General features: G+C 55.3%; 2 protein-coding genes. One reads left to right on the top strand and one right to left on the bottom strand.

Annotated elements, in window-relative coordinates:
* Positions 1–256: 256 nt before the first annotated feature.
* Positions 257–2,122 carry a response regulator gene (locus PPP56_RS02825; protein ID WP_353562516.1) on the top strand — a complete coding sequence of 622 codons (1,866 nt, stop codon included), beginning with the start codon at positions 257–259 and terminating at the stop codon, positions 2,120–2,122.
* Between the two features lie 7 nt (positions 2,123–2,129).
* Here the strand turns inward: PPP56_RS02825 and PPP56_RS02820 are convergent.
* A partial coding sequence (locus PPP56_RS02820) for a MutS-related protein (protein WP_502912543.1) occupies positions 2,130–2,535 on the bottom strand: 406 nt, incomplete at its 5' end.

Below are 2,535 nucleotides of genomic sequence, written 5' to 3'. Positions count from 1 at the left end.
CCCCCAGATGACCAAGCCCGCGGGAATGATGAGTGCCACCCACGGGATACGGGTGTGGTCCGCCTGTCGGAGCAACTACACGCTACCTCGCGGTCTATATGCCAATCGGTTCGGCGCTTTCGTACGTGCCTTTGCTAACGGTGACCCTCTTCAGGAGTGCGCAAAGGTCTTTAGCCGTGAGGCGTTTGAAGCTGCCCGGTCTCCGAAAGCATCGTCTACTTCCACCGATACGTCCTCAGCAACAGCTTCACTCCCTGTGGCTACGTTCGTACGACCAGGAGAACGCTCTCCTGACTGGTGCGACCGCCGGCTTGAACAGCCTGATGGCGACGGGTTGTTCGAAGCATTGCAAGCAGCATGTGAATCGCTCTCTGAGCCGCACATCGTTGTCTTGAATGCGACGTACTCTAACGAAGGCGACGGATTAGATGCGGCGCTTCGTCTCCGACTGGACACAGAGAAACCACACAGTCGGTACCCTCTTGCTTTACGCACCGATGGTTCATTCAAAAGCTGGATGCGACAGGATCCCGACCACGGGCTCTTGGCCTCAAAAGGGACTCTTCTGTTCAATGACGAGCACGACATGCGGGATTTTATTGATGCAACACACGAACCCCTTTCAGAGGGAGACCTGTTGCGTGTTTTAGAAACGCACCCTATTCGTCCACAGGGACTTACAGGCCGCCATGACTTGGCTAACGCATGGGGGCCTATTCAACTTTGGAATGGAACGCGTTTCTTGATGAACGCGGAGATGCCGTTTCCAGCATGGGCACGTACGAAATTCCTTGAACTTACGGAGCGCCGATACTACCAGTATCTATTCGGCCTCGCTCACCTTCGCCAACAGGCCAACTCATCAGCAGACGAAGCCTGGAAGACAGAGGTAAAAGAGCAGCAGCAATTGTGGGTCGATATGCTACAGTCTCGCTCACAGCCGCTTCGTGTCGGACTCGTAGATGATAATGCTTCTAATGGTTGGCAGCCTGCTCTTGAAGGAGTGTTCGAAGACACCCCGGACGCGGGCTCTATCGAAGCCCCTCATGGTGCCGATGGCTTCCACGACCTGGATGCTCTCGCCGACGACATTGCACAGCGTGGCTGGAACATTGTATGCGTAGACCTTCGACTGGTCGAGACAGATACAGAACTCACCTCACGACGTGCGGACAAACTGTCGGGGACTCGCCTGGTCCGTGCCATAAAAAAGAAGAACCCCTCACTTCCTGTGATTGCCTTTACTGCTTCGAACAAGGCATGGACCGTTCAAGAACTCCGTGAAGCAGGCGCCGACGGGTATTGGGTCAAAGAGAGTCCCGAATACGGAACGGATCCTGTCTACACGGTTCAGAACGCGGCTGCGCTGCTGCAGACATTGCGCGAAGTAGTTCAGCGCTATGAAGGCGCTCAACCGCTGTGGGACCTTGTGGACCAGGTGCAGTCTATTCGTGATGACCAGTCGGCAGTCTTTAAGTTCGTGCCGTTAGTTCAAGACAAGGACGAACAGCGGGTTCGCAACTACCTTACCTCAATTGAAAACCGAATACGCCGAGCGTTTGGGCATCTCGTTACCGGTTCTTCATCTCACGAGGCTGAAACATTCGCTTTTCATCCAATGGATCGCGCCTTTCTGGCGCTATGGGGTGTCGTGAATGATATGAACGCCATGTTCTTCAAAGGCTCTAACTACAGACCGTGGGAGCAATTGCACGAAACAAGTGGTGTCCAAACGTACCACTTTTACGACCCGCAAATCGGCGATACACAAGAGTATTGGCGCATTGATAATGGGGAGGTGACAAATGCCAAGCCATCAATCGCCAGCAACGATCTTGAACAGCGTATTCGTCCAGTAGAAAAAGACAAGAACCGCTCTACTGAACGCCCTGTATGGCCTAACGATAGAAAAGTAGCGCTTCCACGTACCCAGTGGCTCTTGCACCGAGCTGAAAGCTCTGACTTGGCTGAGCGACTTCATGCGACAGATGGATCTTCGCTTCGAGAGTTGCGCAATGAACTGGAAGACATTCACGGAGACCCCGGCAGCGCCAAACATGCCACACTGGATGATTTACATGATCTTGCTGAAATCTGGTACGTGATTTTCGAGAGCGTATAGCCTCGCCCTACTCCAGCATCTCCTTCAACTCCGCAATCTTCATGAGCGCCTCGATGGGCGTCATGCGGTTGGGGTCGATGGATTGTACGGCTTCTTTGAGGGCTTCGGCTTTGGGGTCGGGCTGGTGGAAGAGCGACATCTGGCCCATCACGCCGTCTTCCATATCCGGCACCTCGTCGGCGTCGGGGGCGGCGGCATCGGGATTGGACGCGCCCTCCGTATCCACCGCCAGGTCTTGCTGCTCCAGGTGCGCCAGGATCTCGCGTGCACGGTGGATCACCAGGTCGGGCAGTCCGGCCATGCGAGCCACCTCAATGCCGTACGAGTGGTCGGCCCCGCCCGCTACGAGCTTGCGCAGAAAGATGATCTCGCCGTCGTGCTCCTGCACCTGGATGCGGTAGTTGCGCACGCGA

It is taken from the genome of Longimonas sp. (genome assembly GCF_040409695.1).
Lineage (GTDB): Bacteria > Bacteroidota > Rhodothermia > Rhodothermales > Salinibacteraceae > Longimonas.
The sequence above is the reverse complement of the archived record's forward strand: the minus strand, read 5'-3'. Positions and strand labels throughout refer to the sequence as shown.